20 protein-coding genes are annotated in these 16209 nt (G+C 69.7%); 13 read left to right on the plus strand and 7 right to left on the minus strand.

The genetic code is table 11. The annotated features are described in order from the left end of the window. Positions 1-34 precede the first annotated feature (34 nt). Entirely contained in the window at positions 35-727 is a 693-nt protein-coding gene (locus tag ABH941_RS21825; protein WP_370131086.1) for a Clp protease N-terminal domain-containing protein, read from the minus strand. A 216-nt stretch (positions 728-943) separates the two neighbouring features. Beyond that, positions 944-1189 carry a hypothetical protein gene (locus ABH941_RS21830; RefSeq protein ID WP_370131087.1) on the minus strand — a complete coding sequence of 82 codons (246 nt, stop codon included), beginning with the start codon at positions 1187-1189 and terminating at the stop codon, positions 944-946. Positions 1190-1290: 101 nt separating this feature from the next. On the opposite strand from ABH941_RS21830, the gene ABH941_RS21835 reads away from it, so the two are divergent. Then, the gene (locus ABH941_RS21835) at positions 1291-1692 is read left to right on the plus strand and encodes a hypothetical protein (protein ID WP_370131088.1); all 402 of its coding nucleotides are present in this window, start codon (positions 1291-1293) and stop codon (positions 1690-1692) included. 65 nt (positions 1693-1757) lie between these two features. Continuing rightward, the gene (locus ABH941_RS21840; protein ID WP_370131089.1) at positions 1758-2609 is read left to right on the plus strand and encodes an alpha/beta fold hydrolase; all 852 of its coding nucleotides are present in this window, start codon (positions 1758-1760) and stop codon (positions 2607-2609) included. A gap of 6 nt (positions 2610-2615) precedes the next feature. Here the strand turns inward: ABH941_RS21840 and ABH941_RS21845 are convergent, their stop codons facing one another. After that, positions 2616-3011, minus strand: a complete 396-nt coding sequence (locus ABH941_RS21845) for a type II toxin-antitoxin system VapC family toxin (RefSeq protein WP_370131090.1) — start codon at positions 3009-3011, stop codon at positions 2616-2618. Between the two features lie 112 nt (positions 3012-3123). On the opposite strand from ABH941_RS21845, the gene ABH941_RS21850 reads away from it, so the two are divergent. Both ABH941_RS21850 and ABH941_RS21855 read left to right on the plus strand, forming a co-directional pair. Further along, complete coding sequence (locus ABH941_RS21850) at positions 3124-4107, plus strand: ATP-binding cassette domain-containing protein (RefSeq protein WP_370131091.1); 984 nt, start codon at positions 3124-3126, stop codon at positions 4105-4107. Then, positions 4104-4895: an ABC transporter permease gene (locus ABH941_RS21855; RefSeq protein ID WP_370131092.1), complete on the plus strand. Its 792-nt coding sequence runs from the start codon at positions 4104-4106 to the stop codon at positions 4893-4895. Before ABH941_RS21850 ends, ABH941_RS21855 begins: the two co-directional genes overlap by 4 nt. Before the next feature lie 66 nt (positions 4896-4961). Here the strand turns inward: ABH941_RS21855 and ABH941_RS21860 are convergent, their stop codons facing one another. Then, a complete protein-coding gene (locus tag ABH941_RS21860) occupies positions 4962-5393 on the minus strand; it encodes a nuclear transport factor 2 family protein (RefSeq protein ID WP_370131093.1) in 432 nt (143 codons plus the stop codon). A 112-nt stretch (positions 5394-5505) separates the two neighbouring features. Here ABH941_RS21860 and ABH941_RS21865 point away from each other — a divergent pair, with 112 nt between their 5' ends. Next, positions 5506-6108, plus strand: coding sequence for a PadR family transcriptional regulator (locus tag ABH941_RS21865; protein ID WP_370131094.1), 603 nt, complete (start codon positions 5506-5508; stop codon positions 6106-6108). On the opposite strand, the gene ABH941_RS21870 is transcribed toward ABH941_RS21865, so the two are convergent. After that, complete coding sequence (locus ABH941_RS21870) at positions 6061-6639, minus strand: YdeI family protein (protein ID WP_370131095.1); 579 nt, start codon at positions 6637-6639, stop codon at positions 6061-6063. The two genes, ABH941_RS21865 and ABH941_RS21870, sit on opposite strands and share 48 nt — an antisense overlap. Positions 6640-6649: 10 nt before the next feature. Continuing rightward, positions 6650-7030: a hypothetical protein gene (locus ABH941_RS21875; protein WP_370131283.1), complete on the minus strand. Its 381-nt coding sequence runs from the start codon at positions 7028-7030 to the stop codon at positions 6650-6652. A 205-nt stretch (positions 7031-7235) separates the two neighbouring features. Between ABH941_RS21875 and ABH941_RS21880 the strand changes: the two genes are divergently transcribed. The 3 genes from ABH941_RS21880 to ABH941_RS21890 all read left to right on the plus strand — a co-directional run bounded on the left by ABH941_RS21880 (position 7236) and on the right by ABH941_RS21890 (position 10286). After that, positions 7236-8087 carry an SAM-dependent methyltransferase gene (locus ABH941_RS21880; protein WP_370131284.1) on the plus strand — a complete coding sequence of 284 codons (852 nt, stop codon included), beginning with the start codon at positions 7236-7238 and terminating at the stop codon, positions 8085-8087. Positions 8088-8198: 111 nt separating this feature from the next. Further along, on the plus strand, positions 8199-9185 hold the full coding sequence (locus ABH941_RS21885) for a sigma-70 family RNA polymerase sigma factor (RefSeq protein ID WP_370131096.1): 987 nt from the start codon (positions 8199-8201) through the stop codon (positions 9183-9185). A gap of 69 nt (positions 9186-9254) precedes the next feature. After that, positions 9255-10286: a saccharopine dehydrogenase NADP-binding domain-containing protein gene (locus ABH941_RS21890; protein ID WP_370131097.1), complete on the plus strand. Its 1032-nt coding sequence runs from the start codon at positions 9255-9257 to the stop codon at positions 10284-10286. Positions 10287-10308: 22 nt separating this feature from the next. Here the strand turns inward: ABH941_RS21890 and ABH941_RS21895 are convergent, their stop codons facing one another. Next, the gene (locus ABH941_RS21895; RefSeq protein WP_370131098.1) at positions 10309-11643 is read right to left on the minus strand and encodes an MFS transporter; all 1335 of its coding nucleotides are present in this window, start codon (positions 11641-11643) and stop codon (positions 10309-10311) included. A 150-nt stretch (positions 11644-11793) separates the two neighbouring features. Between ABH941_RS21895 and ABH941_RS21900 the strand changes: the two genes are divergently transcribed. The 5 genes from ABH941_RS21900 (at position 11794) to ABH941_RS21920 (ending at position 16166) form a co-directional block, all read left to right on the plus strand. After that, positions 11794-12210 (plus strand): hypothetical protein, encoded by a 417-nt coding sequence (locus ABH941_RS21900; protein ID WP_370131099.1) that lies wholly within the window; start codon positions 11794-11796, stop codon positions 12208-12210. A gap of 4 nt (positions 12211-12214) precedes the next feature. After that, a complete protein-coding gene (locus tag ABH941_RS21905) occupies positions 12215-12805 on the plus strand; it encodes a thiol-disulfide oxidoreductase DCC family protein (RefSeq protein WP_370131100.1) in 591 nt (196 codons plus the stop codon). A 10-nt stretch (positions 12806-12815) separates the two neighbouring features. Further along, a complete protein-coding gene (locus tag ABH941_RS21910; protein WP_370131101.1) occupies positions 12816-13622 on the plus strand; it encodes a TetR family transcriptional regulator in 807 nt (268 codons plus the stop codon). 140 nt (positions 13623-13762) lie between these two features. Continuing rightward, positions 13763-14461: an O-methyltransferase gene (locus ABH941_RS21915; protein ID WP_370131102.1), complete on the plus strand. Its 699-nt coding sequence runs from the start codon at positions 13763-13765 to the stop codon at positions 14459-14461. 595 nt (positions 14462-15056) lie between these two features. Beyond that, positions 15057-16166: an ABC transporter substrate-binding protein gene (locus ABH941_RS21920; RefSeq protein WP_370131104.1), complete on the plus strand. Its 1110-nt coding sequence runs from the start codon at positions 15057-15059 to the stop codon at positions 16164-16166. The last annotated feature ends 43 nt before the right edge of the window (positions 16167-16209 follow it).

Genomic DNA, 16209 nt, shown 5'->3' on the forward strand with positions numbered 1-16209 from the left:
CCCACGCAGGCGGCGCGCACTCCTCCACCCCGAGTCATCTGCGGCGGCGCTTGGTGGTCTCGGTCCTGACCGTCTCGTGCAACTCGTCCGAGGTGAAGCCGAGGTTGCGCAGGATCTGTGCGGCGGGACTCTTCTCGGCGCGGATCAGGCCCAGCAGCATGTGTTCCGTGCCGACCCAGTCGTGGCCGAGGTCGGCCGACGCGCGGCGTGCCTGCGCGATGACGTCCTTGCTCTCCGGCCGGAACGCGATGTGACCCCGCAGCGCCTTCTCCCCGGCCGGCGGCATCGCCTCCTCGATCGCGTCGCGGATGCGTTGCTCCGACCCTGCTTTCGCCACCAGCACCTCGTACGCCAGGCCCCTCGGTTCGCCGAGCAGGCCGAGCAGGATGTGCTCGGTGCCGATGGAGTCGTGCTTGTGCGTTCGGGCGGCCTCCTGCGCCAGCACGATGCTGTGCCGGTTCAGGTCGGTGAAGTGCTCGAACGCGGAGGGCGTGTGGCGTTGCTGGGCGGCCTGTTTGGACACCCCGATCGCGTCCCCGATCTCGCTCCACGACGCGCCGGCCTGCCTCGCTTTGCTGACGTAGTGGTCGACGAGCTGGTCGCCGAGGTCGGACAGGGTCTGGGCGCGCAGCCGCGCCTCGCTGATGCGGGTCAGCTCGTTGGAGTCGGGGAGTTCCTCGTTGAGACGGGTGATCAGGTCGGCGAGGTTGATGTCGAGTGGGCTCATGCGTCAAGTGTAAGTTGACGATTTCCGATCGTCAAGATGAGATTGACGCGGTGGAACCGCGTCGGCACCAGATCGGGTTCGTCGACCTGGGTGGCAGCGTGTGGCTGCGGATTCCGAGGCGGGCGGTGGTCAGCGGGTGGGAGCGGCGGTCGCCGAGGGTTTGCCGTTGCCGTCCTGCGGGACCTGTGCCGTTCGTTGGCGATGCCTGGTGCCTCGTCAGGGATGAAGCCCGAGGCGACGAAGCTGCGCGGCGCGGACGTGGACTATGACGCTGAGGTCCCAGGTGCCGTCCGTGTTGCGCCCACAGGGGGCGATCACCAGGACGTCGTCGGCGCCGAAGGGCATCTCGTCGATGCCTCGCTCGCGCAGCCAAGCCTGGAGTGCTTCCAGGGGCTTCGGGTGTCGTCCGTGGTCGGTGTCGTAGACGACCACAGGCACGAACTCGTCGGTCGGTGCGTCCATGTCCTCAGGATGCCCCAGCGCTCCTGGGCGCGTCTTGTGTCCGTCGCCCCGGGTCTGGCAGCGTTCGTCGCTTCGGCGGTGTGACGAGTGGAGGCGGACTGGTGGGCCAGGCATTGTTCGTGAGGTTCCAGGGGACGTCCGCGAATGCACGCGGCCACTTCCCCGGTGTCTTCGCTCTGGTCAACGGTCTTGGTAGAGCCGGCGAGCTCAGCGAGGAGGAACACCGGTTCTGGCGGTCGGGCAACGACTGGTACGAGGCCAACTTCACCAACCCGTCGACCGTCGACCCCACTGTCTTTGACCGGGACCTGCATCCCGGGGCGGCGTCCTGGTTCAGGACCACAGCTGGGGAGGTCCTTGACCGGGTGAACGGATATCTCGAAATCCTGGCCTCGCATGGAGTGTCATGTGAGCGAGTGGAGTCCTCAGCCCCGGGAAGGATCATCTATGAGGACAGCGAACAGGTCGTCGTAGTCCCCTGGGAGGCCGGCCTCAGCAGCTGAACCCATGGGGTGCCGCGCTGTTCAATCTCTTGTCATGAGCTGAACGCCGAATCAGACTCGGGCGGATGAGCAGCGTGGATGAGGCAGTTCTGACCGAGGACGGAGTCCGGCTCTGGGCGACCCGGGTCGGCGAGGGCAGTCCCGTGGTCTTCTGCCACGGCGGCCCCGGCCTGTGGGACTTCCTGGGCGACATGGCCGAGCTGTTGGCGGACCGGGCCGCCGTGCACCGCTGGGACCAGCGGGGATGTGGGCGGTCGCAGCGGTGCGGGCCGTACTCGGTCGCTCGGTCCGTGGCCGACCTGGACGCCGTCCGGCGCCACTTCGGGCTGGAGCGGATGGTGCTCCTGGGGCACTCGTACGGCAGCCAGTTGGCGTTGCAGTACACGCTGGACCATCCCGAGCGGGTGAGCGGGCTGGTCTACGTCTCCGGCACCGGTATGGACAGCCGCGACACCTGGCGGTCGACCTACCAGCAGAACCTGCGGGCCAACCTCGGGAAGCACCTGGAGCGTTGGGAAACGCTGGGCAGCGGAGAGCGCACCGCGGCGGAAGAGCGGGAGTGGTGTGTGTTGCAGTGGTCCGCGGACTACAGCGACCGGGAACGGGCGCTGGAAGAGGCCGAGGCTGCGGCCACGCCCTGGTTCGGTGTGAACTTCGAGTGCAACGCGACCGTCAACGCCGACGTCAAGCGAGTCTCGGGAACCCCGGAACTGCGGGCGGCCTGCGAGAGGTTGGACGTTCCCGTGCTGATCGTGCACGGGGCCGAGGACATCCGGCCGGACTGGGCGCTCGACTCACTGGAGCAGGCCCTGCCCCGGGTCTCGCGGACGCTGCTCACCGGCGCGGGGCATCTTCCCTGGGTGGAGCAGCCGAACGGCTTCCGCTCCGTGGTCGGCGACTTCCTGGCCGACCTCTGAGGCCGATCAGGACAACGCCTCGATGGGAGCGACCACCACCAGGCCCTTGACGGCGTCGGCGAGTTCCGCGTCGAGCGTGATCAGCGCATCAGCCTGGAGCTGGGTGAGTGCGACGTACTCGGCGTCGAGCGTGTCGGGGCGGCCGAGCTCGTCCGCGATCCTCCAGGCGGTGCTCTGCAGGACCCGGTCTCCGAGCAGTCGAATCCGTAGCGCACGCACGTAGTCGAGTCGGCGATCGGCTTCCTTCCTGGTCATCTCGCCCTGGCGCACTGCTCGGTAAAGAAGTGTCAGCAACTGCGAGCGCAGCAGGGTCGGGGCCAGGAGCTGATGTTCGTCGGGGATCACGGCCCGGTCGTGGGCCAGGCGCAGCGCCACGTCCGGAGTGATCACATACTTCGTCATGGTCGGTCGCCTCCTCTGGACCACGCGACGTCATCGTACGGTTCGTGCGGTTCCAGGGCGCTGAAACCAGAGTGAAACCGCACTGAATGCGCCCTGCCGCAACCTCTGCGTCATGACGAAAACGACAGCGCACCACGCACTCGCCATCGCGGCCAAGGGGCTGCGCAAGACCTACGCGGACAAGACGGTCCTCGACGGCATCGACCTGGCTGTGCCGACCGGCACCGTCTTCTCGCTGCTCGGCCCGAACGGCGCCGGAAAGACCACCGCCGTCAAGATCCTCTCCACTCTCATCGCCGCCGACGCCGGCGACCTGCACGTCGGCGGTCACGACCTCGCCACCGACGCCCAGGCGGTGCGCGCCATGATCGGCGTCACCGGCCAGTTCTCCGCCGTCGACGGCCTGATCACCGGCGAGGAGAACATGCTCCTGATGGCGGACCTGCACCACCTCTCCCGCGCCGAGGGCCGCCGCACCGCCGCCGAGCTGCTGGAGCGGTTCGACCTGGTGGAGGCGGCGAAGAAGCCCGTCTCCAGCTACTCCGGCGGCATGAAGCGCCGCCTGGACATCGCCATGACCCTGGTCGGCGACCCGCGCATCATCTTCCTCGACGAACCGACCACCGGCCTGGACCCGCGCAGCCGCCACACCATGTGGGGGATCATCCGCGAACTCGTCTCCGGCGGCGTCACCGTCTTCCTCACCACCCAGTACCTGGAGGAGGCCGACGAACTCGCCGACCGCATCGCCGTACTCAACCACGGCAGGATCGCCGCCGAAGGCAGCGCCGAGGAGCTGAAGCGCCTCGTCCCCGGCGGACACGTGCGGCTGCGGTTCACCGACCCGACGGCCTACCAGGGCGCCGCCGTCGCCCTGCGCGAAGTCACACGCGACGACGAGGCACTGGCGCTGCAGATCCCCAGCGGCGGCAGCCAGCGCGAGCTGCGTTCCATCCTCGACTGGCTGGACTCGGCCGGCATCGAGGCGGACGAGCTGACCGTGCACACCCCCGACCTCGACGACGTGTTCTTCGCCCTGACCTGCGGCACCAACCGCACCGACCTCACCGACCAGCCCAAGGAGACCCTCCGATGAGCACCTTCTCCCTCGCCGTCCGCGACTCCAGCACCATGCTGCGCCGCAACCTGCTGCACGCCCGGCGCTACCCCTCCATGACCCTGAACCTGCTGCTCACCCCGATCATGCTGCTGCTGCTCTTCGTCTACATCTTCGGCGACGTGATGAGCGCAGGCATCGGCGGCGGGCACGCGCACCGCTCCCAGTACATCGCCTACATCGTCCCCGGCATCCTGATGATGACCATCGGCAGCACGGTGATCGGGGCCGCGATCTCGGTCTCCACCGACATGGCGGAGGGCCTGATCGCCCGCTTCCGCACCATGGCGATCCGCCGCAGCTCGGTGATCATCGGACACGTCGTCGGCAGTGTGCTGCAGGTGCTCGCCAGCCTGGTCCTGGTCGGGGCCGTCGCCGTGGCCATCGGCTTCCGGTCCACCCACGCCACCGCCCTGGACTGGCTGGCCGCCTTCGGGCTGCTCGCCCTGTTCGCCCTGGCACTCACCTGGATCGCGGTCGGGATGGGCATGGCCAGCCCCAATGCCGAGGCGGCCGGCAACAGCGCCATGCCGTTGATCCTGCTCCCGCTCATCTCCAGCGCCTTCATCCCCGTCCACACGATGCCCGGCTGGTTCCAGCCCATCGCCGAGTACCAACCGTTCACCCCGACCATCGAAACCCTGCGCGGCCTGCTGCTCGGCACCCAGATCGGCAACAGCTGGTGGATCGCGATCCTGTGGTCACTCGCTCTGACCGCGCTCGGCTACCGCTGGTCGACCTCGCTGTTCAACCGCGACCCCAAGTAGGGCCCAGGGCGGCGTACTCCGACATCGCGTCGGCGTGCGCCGCCGCCTGCGTCACGCGTTACTCGGTCAGAGACCGCTCGGCGCGGGTACCAGGCCGTCGGCGACCAAGCCGGTGAGGACTGCCTCGCCCAGGGCCTGGACGGCGGACTGGGGGCGGACCATCACGGTGAACTCCTTGATCCGGTCCTCCTCGTCGAAGTGCAGCAGGTCGATGCCGTGGATCTGCTTGCCGTTGACGGTGGCGCGGAAGACCAGGACCGCCGACGCGGCCTCGATGCCGTCAGTGCTGGTCTCCGAGGCTCCGTCGAACCGGCCGACGTAGTGGAAGTCCTCGAAGGTGCGCAGCAGGACCCCGAACAGGCCCAGCACCATCGGCCGGCCCTCGAACGGGGTGAACTTCACCGGGCTGTAGAACCGGACGTCCTCGGTGAACAGGTCTTCCAGGGACGTGAGGTCGCGGCTGTCGACGGCGGCGCGGAAGCGGTCCACGGCGGTCATGGGTTCTCCTTGATGCCTTGCTACTCATGGATCTGACTATTCACTTTCATGACTATCATGGGGGCGGGATGGTGAACAGAGGCAGGAACCGAAGCGAGGGAAGGGCGGCCCGATGGCACTGCGCCACGCCGTGCTGGCGGCGCTGCTCGACGAGGAGTTGAGCGGCTACCAGCTGACCAAGGCGTTCGACCTGGGCGTGGCCAACTTCTGGCACGCGCTGCCGCAGCAGCTCTACGCCGAGCTGGCCAAGCTGGAGCAGGACGGGCTGATCGCGGGCCGTGAGGTGGTCCAGGACACCCGGCCCAACAAGCGCCTCTTCCAGGTCACCCCGGCCGGGCTGGCCGAGCTGGAGCGCTTCGCGGCGACCGCCACCAAACCCTCCTACATCCGCGACGACCTGCTGGTGAAGGTGCAGACCGCCGACCATGTCGACACCGGGGCGCTGATCGCACAGCTCACCGAGCGGGCCGCGTTCGCCAAGGGCAAGATCGCACTCTTCGACGAACTGCTGCGGAAGATGCGCGGCGACCGCAGCGAGGAGGAGTTCCTGCGCCACGGCGAACGGATCGGCCCCTACCTCACCTGCCTGCGCGGCCTGGCCTTCGAGCAGGGCAACCGGGACTGGTGCGAGCGCGCCGTGACCGTCCTGCGGGAGCGGCGCACCGGCTCACTCCGGGCTGTCAGCGTTGCTCAGCAGGTGGACGGCCTTGCGTAGCCGCGCCTGCCTGGTCTCTGGCGTGAGCGCTTGGAGCAGTGGCAGGATCAGCTGGTAGCGCCCGGTCCTGTCGAGCGCCTCGAACGCCTTCCTGGCTTCAGGATGCGCGTCGAGCAGCGCCGCGAGGTCGGACGGGACCGTCGCCGTCTTCTGCGATGCGTAGGCCGCCGCCCATCGCCCGTCCGCCTGCGCCCTACGGACTTCGGCCAGTCCGGGCTCCCGCATCCGCCCGGTGCTCACCAGCACCGCCACCTTGTCCACATTCACCTGCGACCACAGGCTTTTGGGTCGACGTGGCACGTACTTCTGCAGGTAGTACTGCTCGTTGAACGACCGCCGCTGCCCGGAGACCCAGCCGTAGCAGAGCCCGACGTCGACCAACTCGTCGTCGGTGACCGTCGGAATACCGGAACTCTTCTTGGCCACCTTGATCCAGGCACCCTCGTGGCGCAGGTAGTGCTCGGCCAGCCAGCTCTCGAACGCCTCGGCGTCCGGAAAAGCGATGATCTCCACCCCGTCGAGCTCATCCATGCGACCCAGCCTAGTGACCCCGGCCAGTGGATAGCAGCCAACGCCAACGCGGCCGCTCCGTAACCAGCGTGGCCGCGGCCATCAGGCTCACAAGGACCGCCGCCCAGACAGGCCAGGCCAGCCAGGAGGACACCACGGCCGCCACGAGCTGGAGCAGTACCAGCAGCACGGTACCCCAGCCCGGCACCGCGATGATCACCTTCTCCTTGTCCCCCGGCGTGGCGAAGACCGTCGGAAGGCCGATCAGCACCACCACGGACAGGGCGGCAAGCAGCCACGAACGCCCCGACAGCGCCCAGGGCGTGGCCACCCAGGCGACAAGCTCCGTCGCGAAGCGCAGCGCGGAAGCGGCCCGGTCGTCCGGCGGCCCCGAGGGCACATCTCCTGGCATGACGTCGGTCACCCGGGGACGATCTCACGCCGGTAGTCCGAGCCGCCAGGGGGTGTGACGGACCGGCAGCTGACGGACCGGCCCCGAGCACGCTCGTGCAACGGTTTTGGTCCTGGCCGATACGGATCGCACGCGAGCGATCTACCCTGGCGGCTGACAGGGGAGCAGAGGGGTACGTGGGATCGGGGGCGCTGTGGCACAGGACGTGGAGCAGAGAGGCCAGGCGGGGCAGAGGGGCGGTGCGCGGGAGCACTCGCCGTCCGTCGAGTTGAACATGGACATACCGCATCCTTCGCGGATGTACGACTACTACCTCGACGGCAAGGACAATTTCCCCGCCGACCGGGAGGCCGCCGAGCAGGTGCTGGCCATCGTGCCGGAGATGCGGATGGCCGCCAGGATGAACCGGGCCTTCCTGGGCCGGGCGGTCCGCCACGCCGCGGCTTCCGGTGTGGTCCAGTTCCTGGACGTCGGGACGGGGATTCCGACGGCCGGCAACACCCACGAGGTCGCCCAGCAGGTCAACCCGCGGGCCCGGGTCGCCTATGTCGACAACGACCCGATCGTGCTCAGCCACGCCCGCGCCCTGATGGCGGGGCCCGGCCACGGCGAGACCCATGTCGTGCAGGCGGACCTGCGCGAGCCGGGGCGGATCCTGGACGATCGGACGGTGCGGCGGATCATCGACTTCGGCGAACCCGTCGCCCTGGTCCTCGCCGCGATCCTGCACTTCATCCCGGACGAGGACGGCCCGCACGCCATCGTCGAGCAACTGCTGAAGCCGCTCCCGGCGGGCAGCATGCTGATCCTCAGCCATGGCTCCTGGGAGGCGGAGGGCGAGGACTTCACCGACCGCGCCGAGCTGATCAAGGCCCCCTACAGTCGGGCGAGCGCGCAGCTGCACCTGCGGTCCCGCGCCGAGGTCGACCAGTTCTTCACCGGGGTGGACGTGATCGAGCCCGGGGTGGTGCCGGTCTCCAACTGGCGCGCCCGGGCGACCCACGAGGAGTGGCTGGGGGCCCGCGGCTTCTTCGGCGGCGTCGGCGTCAAGCCCTGACCCCGAGCCGTTCCGCGTCCCGCGTGCCGTGCCTGAGGACGACCGCGTCGTCACAACTGCCGTGTTCCATCGGTCAGAGCAGTGACCGACGCGACGTAAGGAATGTGACCGATGGACGCGACCAACGACCAAGAGTTCCTGGCCAGGCGCTTCGAGGAGCACCGCGGCCATCTGCGCGCGGTGGCCTACCGCATGCTCGGCTCGCTCACCGAGGCCGACGACGCCGTCCAGGAGGCCTGGCTGCGGCTCAGCCGCGCCGAGGAACGCGAGGACGCGGAGGAGATCGAGAACCTCGGCGGCTGGCTGACCACCGTCGTCGCCCGGGTGTCGCTGTCCATGCTGCGTTCGCGCCGGACCCGCAGGGAGGAGTCGCTGGACGCCCGGGTCTTTGTCCCCGACCCGATCATCGACCGGATCGAGGGCCGTGGCCCGGGCGACAGCGCCGTCGACCCCGAGCAGCAGGCGCTGCTCGCCGACTCGGTCGGCCTGGCCCTGCTCGTGGTGCTGCAGACGCTGGCCCCGGCCGAACGGCTCGCCTTCGTGCTGCACGACATGTTCGCGGTGCCGTTCGAGGAGATCGCCCCCATTGTCGAGCGCACCCCGGCCGCCGCCCGCCAGCTCGCCAGCCGGGCCCGCCGCCGGGTGCAGGGCACAGCCCCGGTACCCGACCCCGACATCGCCCACCAGCGCAGAGCCGTCGACGCCTTCCTCGCCGCAGCCCGGGGCGGGGACTTCGAGGCGCTGCTCACCGTTCTGGATCCGGACGTGGTGCTGCGTGCCGACGCGGGCCTGCTGCCCGGGGCCACCTCCCGCCTGGTGCGCGGCGCCCAGGCGGTGGCCGAGCAGGTGTTCGCCTTCCGCGAGCTCGCCGAATTCGCCCGGCCGGCCCTGGTCAACGGGTCGTACGGCCTGGTCACCGCGCCCGGCGGGGTACCGGTCTCGGTGTCGGGCTTCACCGTCGTCCACGGCAGGATCGTGGAGATCAACCTGCTCGCCGATCCCGAGCGGCTCAGCCGGCTCGACCTCACTGTCCTCGGGGAGTTCCCGGCAGCACCGGAGGAGACGGCGGAGGAGACGGCGGAGAAGTCGGCCGAGTGACCACCCTCGGAGCCCGGCAGCGGTAAGACTGGGCGCATCAGAACATCGAGATCGGGGAACGGGGAAACGTTGAACGCCAGGGCTGCAGTGGTCGTGTACGGGGCGACAGGGCACACCGGTCGCTTCGTCGTCGCCGAACTGCGGAGGCGTGGCTTTGCCACGGTCGTCTCCGGTCGTGACGCGGCCCGGCTGGAGGCGCTGGCGGCCGAGTGGCCCGATGCGGTCGTACGGCCGGCCACCGTGGACGACGCTGGATCACTGGACCGGGCCCTCGCCGGCGCGGTGGCCGTCGTCAACTGCGCCGGACCTTTCGCGGTGACCGGCGGCCCGGTCGTCGAAGCGGCCCTGCGCGCGGGGATCCCGTACGTCGACGTCGCGGCGGAGATCGAGGCGAATGCCGCGATGTTCGCCGACCACGCCGAGGCGGCCCGGAAGTCGGACACCCCGGTGCTGCCGGCGATGGCCTTCTACGGCGGGCTGGGCGACCTGCTGGCGACCGCGGCGATGGGGGAGTGGACTGCTGCGGACGAGGTGCACGTCGCCTACGGGTTGAGCAACTGGCATCCCACGGCGGGCACCCGGGCGGCCGGTGAGGTGTCGCACCAGCGCCGCGCGGGCCGCCGGGTACGGTTCGCGGACGGCGCGCTGCAGTACCACGACGACAAGGCAGCAGTGCAGGACTGGCTCTTTCCGGAGCCGCTGGGCCGACGGGCGGTGATCGCGGAGTTCACCATGGCCGATGTCGTCACCGTCCCCAGCCACCTGGCCGTACCCGACGTCACCACCTACATGACCGTCGAAGCCGCGAGGGACCTGGCCGCGGCGGACACCCCGGAGCCGGAGCCGGTCGACGCCCTGGGGCGGTCGGACCAGACCTTCGTCGTCGACGTCCTGGTCCGGGCCGGTGGCGTCGAGCGCCGTGCCACGGCCCGTGGCCAGGACATCTACGCGGTCACCGCGCCCCTGGTGGTGGAGGCCGTCCAGCGGGTCCTGGACGGGCGCACCCGGTCGACGGGCCTGGCCTCGGCCGGAGCGATGTTCGACGCGGCGGACTTCCTCCGGGCGCTGAGTCCGTACCTGTCGGTGGAGCTGCCGCGCTGACCACGAGCGGACTGACGCTACGTCACTGGGCCGCAGCCGCAGCGGCGGCGGCCTCCTCGAACGCCGGGGTCCGGTAGGCGGCGGACACCGTCGCACGGTCGAACACCCGCCAGGTCGTGGCCGAGACCAGGACCGCGACCGCGAACCCCGCCCAGTACGGCGCGGTGATCCCGAACCGTGCCGCGACCACCCCGCCGAGCAGCGCGCCCACGCAGTTGCCGCCCGCCGCGATGAACAGGTTGGTGCTGCCGACCCGCCCCTGCATGTGCGGGGGCGTCAGCCGCTGCCGCAGCGAGCTCGCCACGATGGTCCAGAGCGAGCCGTGCACGCCGAAGGCGAACAGGGCGAAGCCGATCAGCCAGGAGCTGCGCGAGGCGGCCAGCGCCAGGTGCAGTCCGGCCTCGATCAGCAGCCCGATCCTGACCGTCCAGGTCGCGCCGACCCGGTCGACGAGGCGGTCGCCGACGACCGACCCGAGGATCCCGCCGACCGCCATGCAGGTGAACAGCGCGCCGTAGCCGACGGAGCCGAGGTGGAGCCGCTCCCGGGCCAGCAGCACCAGGACGGCGAGCGCGGCGGTCAGGGTCACGTTCAGCATCCCGATCAGCACCGCCATGGTGCGCAGCACACGCTGCCGCATCAGCCAGCGGAAGCCCTCGCCGATGTCGGCCCGGACCGACGAACGGGTCCCGCCCTCGGCCGCGGTCTCCCGCGGTTCGGCCCGGTACCTTCCGGCGACCGCCGCGATCAGGATCGCGCTGGCCGCGTAGGTCCCGGCGTTGACGAAGAAGGGGATGCTCGCCGCCAGCAGGAACAGGAAACCGCCCAGCGGTCCGGCGACCATCTGCTGCATCAGCGTCACCCCGCCGAGCAGCCAGCCGTTCGCCCGCTCCAGCCGCTCCCGCGGCACCACCGCGGGGATCATCGCCTGGCTCGCCGAGCGGAACACCACCTCACCGGTGTTGATCACGAACAGCACCGCGTAGAGCAGCGCGATGCTCGGGTGCCCGGTCGCGATCGCCGCCGCCAGCGCGGCCATCGCGGCCACCCGGACCCAGTCCACCACGACCATCAGCCGCCGTCGGTCGACCCGGTCCACCAGCACCCCGCCGGGCAGGGCGAACAGCAGCCACGGCAGCCAGGCGACCCCGGCCGCGGCGGACACGACCACCGGGTCGCTGGTACGGGACGCCACCAGCAGCGGCGCCGCGATCGTGGACAGCCCGCTGCCCAGCGCGGAGGCGGTGCTCGCCGCCCACAGCTTGGCGAAGCGCGGGCCGAGCGGAACGGGTGCGCCTGACGAGGTGGGTGTCGGCGTCCCGGGCGGCCGGTTCGGTGCCTGTTGATCTGTTCCCATGTCCGGCGAACCTACCAACGGGGTCCGACACCGCCCAACGCTTTGAATCCGCGCCACTTGAACATGTTCAAAAACACGTCTACAGTCCTGATCGACGCAGAAACTGAACGCGTTCAAAAACTCGGCACGGTCTCCCACACGAGGTGCACCATGGACCGCACGGTCATCACCTATGTCCTCTACCTGGCGCTCAGCATCGGGCTCACCATCTGGGTGGCCCGCACACTCAGCCACAGCGGCAGAGTTTTCCTCGCCGACGTCTTCCAGGGCAGCGAGAAGCTCGCCGACGCCGTGAACCACCTGCTGGTGGTCGGCTTCTACCTGGTCAACCTGGGATTCGTCGCGCTGTGGCTGCGCGGCGGCGACACCCACGTCCAGGACGTCGCGGGCATCTTCACCGCCCTGTCCTACAAGGTCGGGACGGTGCTGCTGGTCCTCGGCGTGCTGCACCTGCTGAACGTCTACGTCCTCAACCGGATCCGCCGCCGCGGCCTGATCGACAGCGAGCAGCGCCCGCCGGTCCCGCCGCAGGGCTGGACCCCGGCCGCGCCGCTGCCGCAGGGCTGACCCGGTGCCGCCGACGACGGCCGCAGCCCGGGACCGGGGCACCAGCGACGCCCCGGTCCGCCGGCTGACGGTCCTCTACGACCCCGGCTGCCTGCTCTGCCGACACGTCAAGGGCTGGCTGGAGAAGCAGCGCAAGCTCGTTCCGATGGAGTTCGTCCCGGCCGGATCCCGGAAGGCGAGGAGCCGCTTTCCGGCCCTGGACCACGGCCGCACCCTCCGCGAGATCACCGTGATCGGCGACTCCGGGCAGGTGTACGAGGGTTCGGCGGCCTGGGTGGTCTGCCTCTGGGCGCTGCACCGCTACCGGGTCATGTCGCACCGGTTCAGCACCCCGGCCGGGGCGCCGCTCGCCAAGGGCATGGTCCTCGCCGCCGCCAAGTGGCGCGCACGCTCCAGGCTCACGCCCCCGCCGCCGGCTCCGCCCGGGACCCCGCGTCGCCCTTCCGACCGACCGACTGCACAGGGGACAGCCGGTCGGTCGGAAGCGGCGCCGTTCCGGATCGGGGAATGGATCTGGAACGGCCGCCAGTGGGAGGCCACGACGGCCGCCGCCGCGTCCGACTGCGGCGACACCTGCACCCCACCGGACGGCTAGCCTCAGGAGCGTGAACGACGCCGTGCCGACCGAACCCCCCACCCCCGAGCCCGCTCCGGCTCCTGCTCCGTCCCCCACCGCCGTCTCGGCGAAGGGCGAGCAGACCCGGGCTCTGATCCTGGAGACCGCGATGCGGCTCTTCCAGGAGCGGGGATATGACAAGACGACGATGCGGGCCATCGCCGCCGAAGCCGGGGTCTCGGTCGGCAACGCGTACTACTACTACGCCGGCAAGGAATACCTGATTCAGGGCTTCTACGACCGGATGACCCATGAGCACGCCGCCGACGCCCGGGCCCGTCTCGCCGGTACCACGGACTTCGCGGAGCGGCTGCAGATCGCCCTGGAGTCCTGGGTCGACTGCGCCGCCCCGTACCACGAGTTCGCCGCCCAGTTCTTCCGCACCGCGGCCGACCCCAACAGCGCCCTGAGCCCCTTCTCCAACGAGTCGCACCCGGCCCGCACCACCGCCGTCGAGATCTTCCGCGAGGTCCTGGACGGCTCCCAGCTCGGCCCCAAGCTCGACCCGGAACTCGAGGAACTGCTGCCCGACCTGCTCTGGCTCCATCTCATGGTCATCGTCCTCTACTGGGTCTTCGACCGCACCGACGACACCGAACGCACCCGCGCCTTCGTGGCCCGCTGCGCCCCCTTCGTCGCCAAGATCGTCGCCCTCTCCCGCTACCGCGTCTTCCGCCCGCTGGTCCGCGACGCGGTCGACATGATCCAGGACTTCGTCCTCCCCACCATCGGCAAGGCCGCAACCCCCAGCACGTCGCCGGCCACCACGGCCGCGAAGCGCAAACGCCGTACCTGACATGGGCCCGGGGTCACGGGGTGGCAGCGGCGTCGAGGCGGACCCGGCGCTCATGGATACGTCCTCGTGTGCAGCTTGGGTCGCCGGGGCGTCTGCCCTCTCGACGGGCAATGGCATCATGCCAGGTCAGAAGCGGTGGCATGGACGAGGCGAGGGAGACGCTGATGTACGAGTCCGAAGGAGCCTGGCGCGAGGTGGACGCCTACTTCGTCGACACGCTCGTTCCCGAGGACCCGGCGCTGATCGGCGCCCGGGAGTCCGGGCAGCGGACCACGATGCCGCAGGCGGAGGTCGCGCCGAACCAGGGGAAGCTGTTGGCGATGCTGTGTCAGATAGCCGGTGCCACCAGGGTCCTGGAGTTCGGCACCCTCGCCGGCTACAGCACGGTGTGGCTCGCGCGGGCCGTCGGGGTCGAGGGCCGCGTCACCTCGTTGGAGCTGGAGGAGCACAACGCCGCGATCGCGCGGGTCAACCTCGACCGGGCCGGTGTCGCCGACCGTGTCGACGTCCTCGTCGGCCCTGCGGCTGAGACGGCACAGCGGCTCATCGAGGACGGCACGGAGCCGTACGACTTCGTGTTCATCGACGCGGACAAGCCGAGCAACCCCGCGTACCTGAAGGCATCCCTCGCGCTCACCCGCCCGGGAAGCGTGATCGTGATCGACAACGTGGTGCGCAACGGCGGCGTCACCGACCCCGGCAGTCCGGACGACCGGGTCCAGGGCGTGCGTGCGGTCCTGGCGGAGATCGCGCGGGACGCACGGCTGGACGCGACGGCGCTGCAGACCGTGGGCTCCAAGGGCTGGGACGGTTTCACCGTCGTCCGCCGTACCGGCTGACACCCGCCGACGCGCCGGCCGTTGAGGGTTCAGGATTTCCGCGACAGCAGAAATAACGTCGGCGGATGGGTGGCCGAGTATGAAATCCACACGTAACGGTCGGGGAATCGCTGGGCAATGTCCGTGCGTCACTCTCGGCTGAATCGCTCGACGTGCAGTCGTCGGCACCGAGTACGGATGGAGGCGCGATGAGCCTCGTCAGCGGGCGTTTCACGGACCTCCGGTACCGTGCCCACCAGTCGGCCTGGACGCGAGGACGCGTGGCCCACGGCTCGGACCGTGCGCCCGAGGGCGCTCACGCCTGACCGCGTACCGGCCTGCGGTCGGCGCCTCTGCCCGGCTCGCAGTTCCGCGGCGTCGCTCCCGCGTACTCCCTTCCCTGTTCCGCGTCCGTGCGGACGCCGGGGGCTGCGCTCTGCGTATCGCGACGCCGGTGAGGGCTGATCTCGCAGCCGAGCACGGCAATTGCCGTGCTGAATGAGTGGCTCATCAGAAACGTGCGGAATGCATCGGGACAACGCGAACTCGACGCGCTGTCCGGATGCCCGTCGCCCACGCGCCGAATGAATCCGGCACAGTGAAAGGGATCTGCGCAATGACCAGCAACACGAGTAGTGACGACAGTGTGTTCGCGTCTGCCGACAGACGACTCTTCCTCAAGCGGGGACTGCAACTCGGCGGCGCCGCGCTGCTCGGCGGTCCGCTGCTCGCAGCCTGTGGCAGTTCCGGCTCGTCGTCCGCTTCGACTCCCTCGTCGTCGTCCTCCGGTGCCAAGAGTTTCGGCGAGCTGACGCTGCGCCTGTCCTGGATCAAGAACGTCGAGTTCGCCGGCAGCTACATCGCCGACACCAAGGGCTACTACACGGCCGAGGGCTTCTCCAAGGCCACCCTCATCGGCGGCGGTCCGACCGCGACGCCGATGGAGACCGATGTCGTCACCAAGAAGGCGCTGGTCGCGATCAGCTCCCCGGACATCACCGGGGCGGCCGTCGCGAAGGGTGCGCCGCTGAAGATCATCGGTGCTCAGTACCAGAAGAACCCGTTCTGCATCATGTCGATGGCCAAGACCCCGATCACCAAGCCGGAGGACCTGTACGGCAAGAAGATCGGCGTCCAGGCGAGCAACGAGTCGGTGTGGGCGGCGTTCGTGAAGGCGGCCGGGCTCGACGCGTCGAACATCACCAAGGTGCCGGTGCAGTTCGACCCGCTGCCGCTGACCCAGGGCACCGTGGACGGCTGGTTCTCCTTCGTCACCAACGAGCCGAACTCGCTGCGCCTCAAGGGCTTCCAGGTCGCCACGATGCTGCTGGCCGACGCCGGTTACCCGCTGGTCTCCGAGACGTACTGCGTGCGCCAGGACACCATCGACAAGCAGCGCGACCTGCTCAAGGCGTTCCTGCGGGCCGAGATCAAGGGCTGGAAGGCCAGCATCGCCGACCCGACGCTCGGCGCGCAGCTCGCCGCCACGCAGTACGGCAAGGGGCTCGGTCTGACGACCAGTGAGCAGACCCTGGAGTCCAAGGGCCAGAACGCACTGATGGTGAGCGCCGACACCAAGAAGAACGGCCTGTTCACGGTCACGGACACGCTGATCGCGGAGAACATCAAGACCCTCAAGTTCGGCGGTCTCGACCTCACCGCAGCCCAGCTCTTCGACTTCTCGCTGCTGGAAGAGGTCTACAAGGAGGACCCCAGCCTCATCTGAGGCCCCCGCCGGTACCGGTGCGGCCCTCGTTCGTCCCGCCGGT

The organism is Streptacidiphilus sp. EB103A, assembly GCF_041261405.1.
Classification (GTDB): Bacteria; Actinomycetota; Actinomycetes; order Streptomycetales; family Streptomycetaceae; genus Streptacidiphilus.

Bases quoted from the DNA above. Each gene is read 5' to 3' on its own strand.
- ABH941_RS21825 (WP_370131086.1), bottom strand. From the start codon at position 727: ATGAGCCCACTCGACATCAACCTCGCCGACCTGATCACCCGTCTCAAC.
- ABH941_RS21900 (WP_370131099.1), top strand. From the start codon at position 11,794: ATGGACCGCACGGTCATCACCTATGTCCTCTACCTGGCGCTCAGCATC.
- ABH941_RS21850 (WP_370131091.1), top strand. From the start codon at position 3,124: ATGACGAAAACGACAGCGCACCACGCACTCGCCATCGCGGCCAAGGGG.
- ABH941_RS21875 (WP_370131283.1), bottom strand. From the start codon at position 7,030: ATGCCAGGAGATGTGCCCTCGGGGCCGCCGGACGACCGGGCCGCTTCC.
- ABH941_RS21915 (WP_370131102.1), top strand. From the start codon at position 13,763: ATGGACGAGGCGAGGGAGACGCTGATGTACGAGTCCGAAGGAGCCTGG.
- ABH941_RS21830 (WP_370131087.1), bottom strand. From the start codon at position 1,189: ATGGACGCACCGACCGACGAGTTCGTGCCTGTGGTCGTCTACGACACC.
- ABH941_RS21845 (WP_370131090.1), bottom strand. From the start codon at position 3,011: ATGACGAAGTATGTGATCACTCCGGACGTGGCGCTGCGCCTGGCCCAC.
- ABH941_RS21885 (WP_370131096.1), top strand. From the start codon at position 8,199: ATGGACGCGACCAACGACCAAGAGTTCCTGGCCAGGCGCTTCGAGGAG.
- ABH941_RS21895 (WP_370131098.1), bottom strand. From the start codon at position 11,643: ATGGGAACAGATCAACAGGCACCGAACCGGCCGCCCGGGACGCCGACA.
- ABH941_RS21840 (WP_370131089.1), top strand. From the start codon at position 1,758: ATGAGCAGCGTGGATGAGGCAGTTCTGACCGAGGACGGAGTCCGGCTC.
- ABH941_RS21865 (WP_370131094.1), top strand. From the start codon at position 5,506: ATGGCACTGCGCCACGCCGTGCTGGCGGCGCTGCTCGACGAGGAGTTG.
- ABH941_RS21920 (WP_370131104.1), top strand. From the start codon at position 15,057: ATGACCAGCAACACGAGTAGTGACGACAGTGTGTTCGCGTCTGCCGAC.
- ABH941_RS21870 (WP_370131095.1), bottom strand. From the start codon at position 6,639: ATGGATGAGCTCGACGGGGTGGAGATCATCGCTTTTCCGGACGCCGAG.
- ABH941_RS21860 (WP_370131093.1), bottom strand. From the start codon at position 5,393: ATGACCGCCGTGGACCGCTTCCGCGCCGCCGTCGACAGCCGCGACCTC.
- ABH941_RS21855 (WP_370131092.1), top strand. From the start codon at position 4,104: ATGAGCACCTTCTCCCTCGCCGTCCGCGACTCCAGCACCATGCTGCGC.